The 3,856-nt window shown below is 69.8% G+C and carries 2 protein-coding genes; both read left to right on the top strand.

Annotated features, from left to right (window positions below):
• Positions 1-261: 261 nt before the first annotated feature.
• On the top strand, positions 262-2,928 hold the full coding sequence (locus CLV63_RS32960; RefSeq protein WP_146165737.1) for an SDR family NAD(P)-dependent oxidoreductase: 2,667 nt from the start codon (positions 262-264) through the stop codon (positions 2,926-2,928).
• Positions 2,929-2,987: 59 nt separating this feature from the next.
• Positions 2,988-3,856, top strand: an 869-nt coding sequence (locus CLV63_RS32955) for a beta-ketoacyl synthase N-terminal-like domain-containing protein (RefSeq protein ID WP_211301605.1), incomplete at its 3' end; no start/stop codon positions are given.

Here is a 3,856-nt window from a genome sequence, read left to right as displayed (position 1 = left end):
GCCCTGGCCACCCGCACCACCCCGGTGACCATTGCCGAGTTGGATGAGTTGCCCGATCCCGCACCCGGCCTGGTGGTCCTGCCCTGGAGCCCCGTATCCGCCGGGGCGAACGACAGCGACACCGCAGACACCACCGGCCCGGGGGAGAGCAGCACGGGTGCGGGTACCGCCGGTTCGCAGGACCCGGACCGGAGTTCGGACTCCGGTCGGGCGAGGAACAACACCGTCCCAGAGGGGGCGAGTCAAGCATCAGTTCCAGGTGTGAATACGGGCCTGGAGGTGGGCCCGGATCAGGCACTGGATACGGATCTGGGCGGGTTGGATCGTGCGCTCGCCGGTCTGCTGCACATCCTGCAAACCTGGGCCGCCCGGCCCGAGGCCGGGCGCCTGGCCATCGTCACCCGCAACGCCATCGCCACCGGCGAGGACACGGGCGCCCCCGACCCCGCCGCCCACGCGGCCTGGGGCCTGATCCGCGCCGCCCAGACCGAATACCCCGACCGGTTCACCCTCACCGACACCGACCCCCACACCAGCGCCACCGCTCTCGCGACCGCTCTGGTGCAGACCGAACACGACCAGGTCGCGGTCCGCACCGACCAGCTACGTGTTCCCCGGCTGCGCCGCGCCGCCACCGCCGAGGAGCTGGCCGCTCCGGACGGGCACTGGCGCCTGGACGCCACCACCCCCGGCACCATCGACAACCTCCACCTCGTCCCCCAACCCGCCCTCGCCCCCCAACCAGGGCCGGGACAGGTGCGGGTACGACCCCGGGCAGCCGGGTTGAACTTCCGCGATGTGGTCGTGGTGCTGGGGATGGTTCCCGAACACGAAGACCCCATCGGCGGCGAATTCGCCGGTGTTGTCGAGGCCGTCGGCCCGGAGGTGGAGGGCTTTTCACCCGGGGACCGGGTGCTGGGTGTCACCAAGGGCGCGTTCGCCCCGGTGCTCGACACCGATCACCGCCTCCTCACCCCGATTCCGGACGGGTTGACGTTCGCCCAAGCGGCGGCGTTGCCGGTCGTGTTCCTGACCGCTTGGTACGGCCTGGTCGATCTCGGCCACATCACCGCCGGGGACCGGGTGCTGATCCACTCCGGCGCGGGCGGGGTGGGCATGGCCGCGATCCAGATCGCCCGGCTGCACGGCGCCGAGGTCTTCGCCACCGCCTCCCCCGCCAAATGGGGAACCCTGCGCGCCCTGGGCCTGGACGAGGACCACATCGCGTCCTCGCGCACCCTGGACTACGCCACCGCCTTCGCCCCCACCCCGCCCACCCTGGTGCTGAACTCCCTGGCCGGGGAGCACACCGACGCGTCGTTGGGGCTGCTGGCCCCGGGCGGGCGGTTCGTGGAGATGGGCAAGACCGACATCCGCGAGGCCGACACCGTTGCCCGCACCCGCCCGGATGTCTCGTATCAGGCGTTCGATCTGATGGATCCCGGACCGGACCACCTCGCCACCCTGCTGGGCCGCGTCACCGACCTGCTCGCGACCGGCGCCCTGACCCTGCCCCCGGTGCGGTGCTTCGACATCCGCCACGCCCGCCAGGCCTTCCGCCACATGGCCCAGGCACGCCACACGGGCAAGATCGTCCTCACCACCCCCGCCCCCCTGGACCCCCAGGGCACGATCCTGATCACCGGCGGCACCGGAGGCCTGGGGGCGGGCCTGGCCCGTCATCTGGCCCGCACCGGCCACACCCGCCTCCTGCTCACCTCACGCCGCGGACCAGAAGCCCCCGGCGCGGCCGAACTCCGCGACGAACTCGCCGCGCTCGGGGCGCAGGTCACAATCGCCGCGTGCGACCACACCGACCACACCGCCACCGCGGAGTTGCTGGACACCGTCCCGGACGCGCATCCGCTCACCGCGGTGTTCCACACCGCGGGGGTGCTGCACGACGCGACCCTGCCCCAGCAGACCCCCGACACGCTGGCGGCGGTGCTGGGGCCCAAGGCCCACGCCGCCCACCACCTCCATGCCTTGACTCGCCACCTTGATCTCGCGCACTTCGTCACCTACTCGTCCACGGCCGGGACGCTGCACAACGCGGGCCAGGCCAATTACGCCGCCGCGAACGCCTACCTGGATGCGCTGGCCCAGCACCGCCGGCACCACGGGCTGGTCGGCCAGTCGGTGGCGTGGGGGTTGTGGGACACCCCGACCGGGATGAGCGGGCACCTCACAACTGCCGAGGTGGGCCGGATCCGCGCGGCCGGGTTCCCGCTGCTGGGCACGGCACACGGACACCGGCTGCTGGACCACGCGCTGGCACGACCCGCACCGCTGCAATACTCCCTCCCCCTCACCACACCGAGCGCGTCGTCGGGGCCGGTGTCGCCGCTACTCGGTGACCTGGCTCCGGCGGCTACGCGGTCGCGGCCCGCGTCGACTGCGAGTGCGCCCGAGCAACTGCACCGGCAGCTGGGTGTGCTCGCGCGGATTGAGCAGATGCACGCCCTCACGACGTTGGTCCGTTCTGAGGCGGCCGCGGTCCTGGGGCACGAGTCGCTTGACACCATCGAGCCCGATCGGGCGTTCAACGAGCTCGGGTTCGACTCCCTCACCTCGGTGGAGTTGCGCAACCGCCTCCGCTCCGCGACCGGGCTGGCGCTGCCTCCGACGCTGCTGTTCGACCACCCCGCCTCCACCACCCTCGCCCAACACCTCCTGGACGAGCTCGGCCTTGCGCCTGCCGCGCAGGCCGGCTCCCCAGCACTGGCCAAGGTCGAAGACCTTGAGCGGATTCTGCAAGAGACCCCGTGTCTGCCCGAAGAGCAAACCCAGATGGCGGAGCGGCTGCGTGCTGCGCTGAGGCTCGTTGAAGGAATTCCGGATACCGAGGACGAATCCGAGCAGGATTTCGAGTCCCTCTCCGACGACGAACTCTTCGCTGCTTTGGATGAGCAGCTCGAAAACCCATAAATCGATAAAGAATCCTGCGACCTCCTTCTCGATTCTCTGTCTAAGTTTGGTTGATTCGCATGGCCAATGACGAAAAGCTCCGGGACTATCTCAAGCGGGTGTCCGCCGATCTACAGCGGTCCCGCAGGCGCGTGCGCGAACTGGAATCCCGTGATCGCGAGCCGATCGCGATCACGGGTATGGGGTGTCGGTTGCCGGGTGGTGTGGAGTCTCCGGAGGGGTTGTGGGATCTGGTGCGTGCCGGGGGGTCGGGGATCTCCGACTTCCCGGACGACCGGGGGTGGGATCTGGAGGCGTTGTTCGATCCGGATCCGGAGTCGAGTGGGACGAGTTATGTGCGCCGGGGCGGGTTCTTGGAGGGGGCGGCGGGGTTCGATGCGGGGTTCTTCGGGATCAGTCCGCGGGAGGCGCGGGCGATGGATCCGCAGCAGCGGTTGCTGCTGGAGGTGGCCTGGGAGGCGATCGAGCGCGCGGGGATCGACCCGCATTCGTTGAAGGGCAGCCCCACCGGCGTATTCATCGGAGCATCGCATTCAAATTATGGTTCGGGCGCCTGGTCATTCGCTCCGGACGCAGACGGCTATGTACTGACAGGCACATCCAGTTCGGTGATGTCCGGCCGAATGTCGTATTTCCTGGGGTTGGAGGGCCCGGCGGTCACCGTGGACACGGCGTGCTCCTCGTCGCTGGTCGGCCTGCACCTGGCCTGCGAATCACTGCGACGCGGCGAAAGTTCGATGGCGCTGGTCGGGGGAGCGACAGTTTCTTGTGACCCCGAGATCTTTGTCGAGTTCAGTCGTCAGCGGGGGTTGGCCGCGGACGGGCGGTGCAAGGCCTTCTCCGATGACGCCGACGGCACCGTGTTCTCCGAAGGCGTGGGCGTACTCCTGCTGGAACGCCTCTCCGACGCCCGCCGCCACCACCGCCC

Source organism: Murinocardiopsis flavida, assembly GCF_003014485.1.
Taxonomy (GTDB): Bacteria; Actinomycetota; Actinomycetes; order Streptosporangiales; family Streptosporangiaceae; genus Murinocardiopsis; species Murinocardiopsis flavida.
This window is presented reverse-complemented; position numbering and strand designations above follow the sequence as displayed.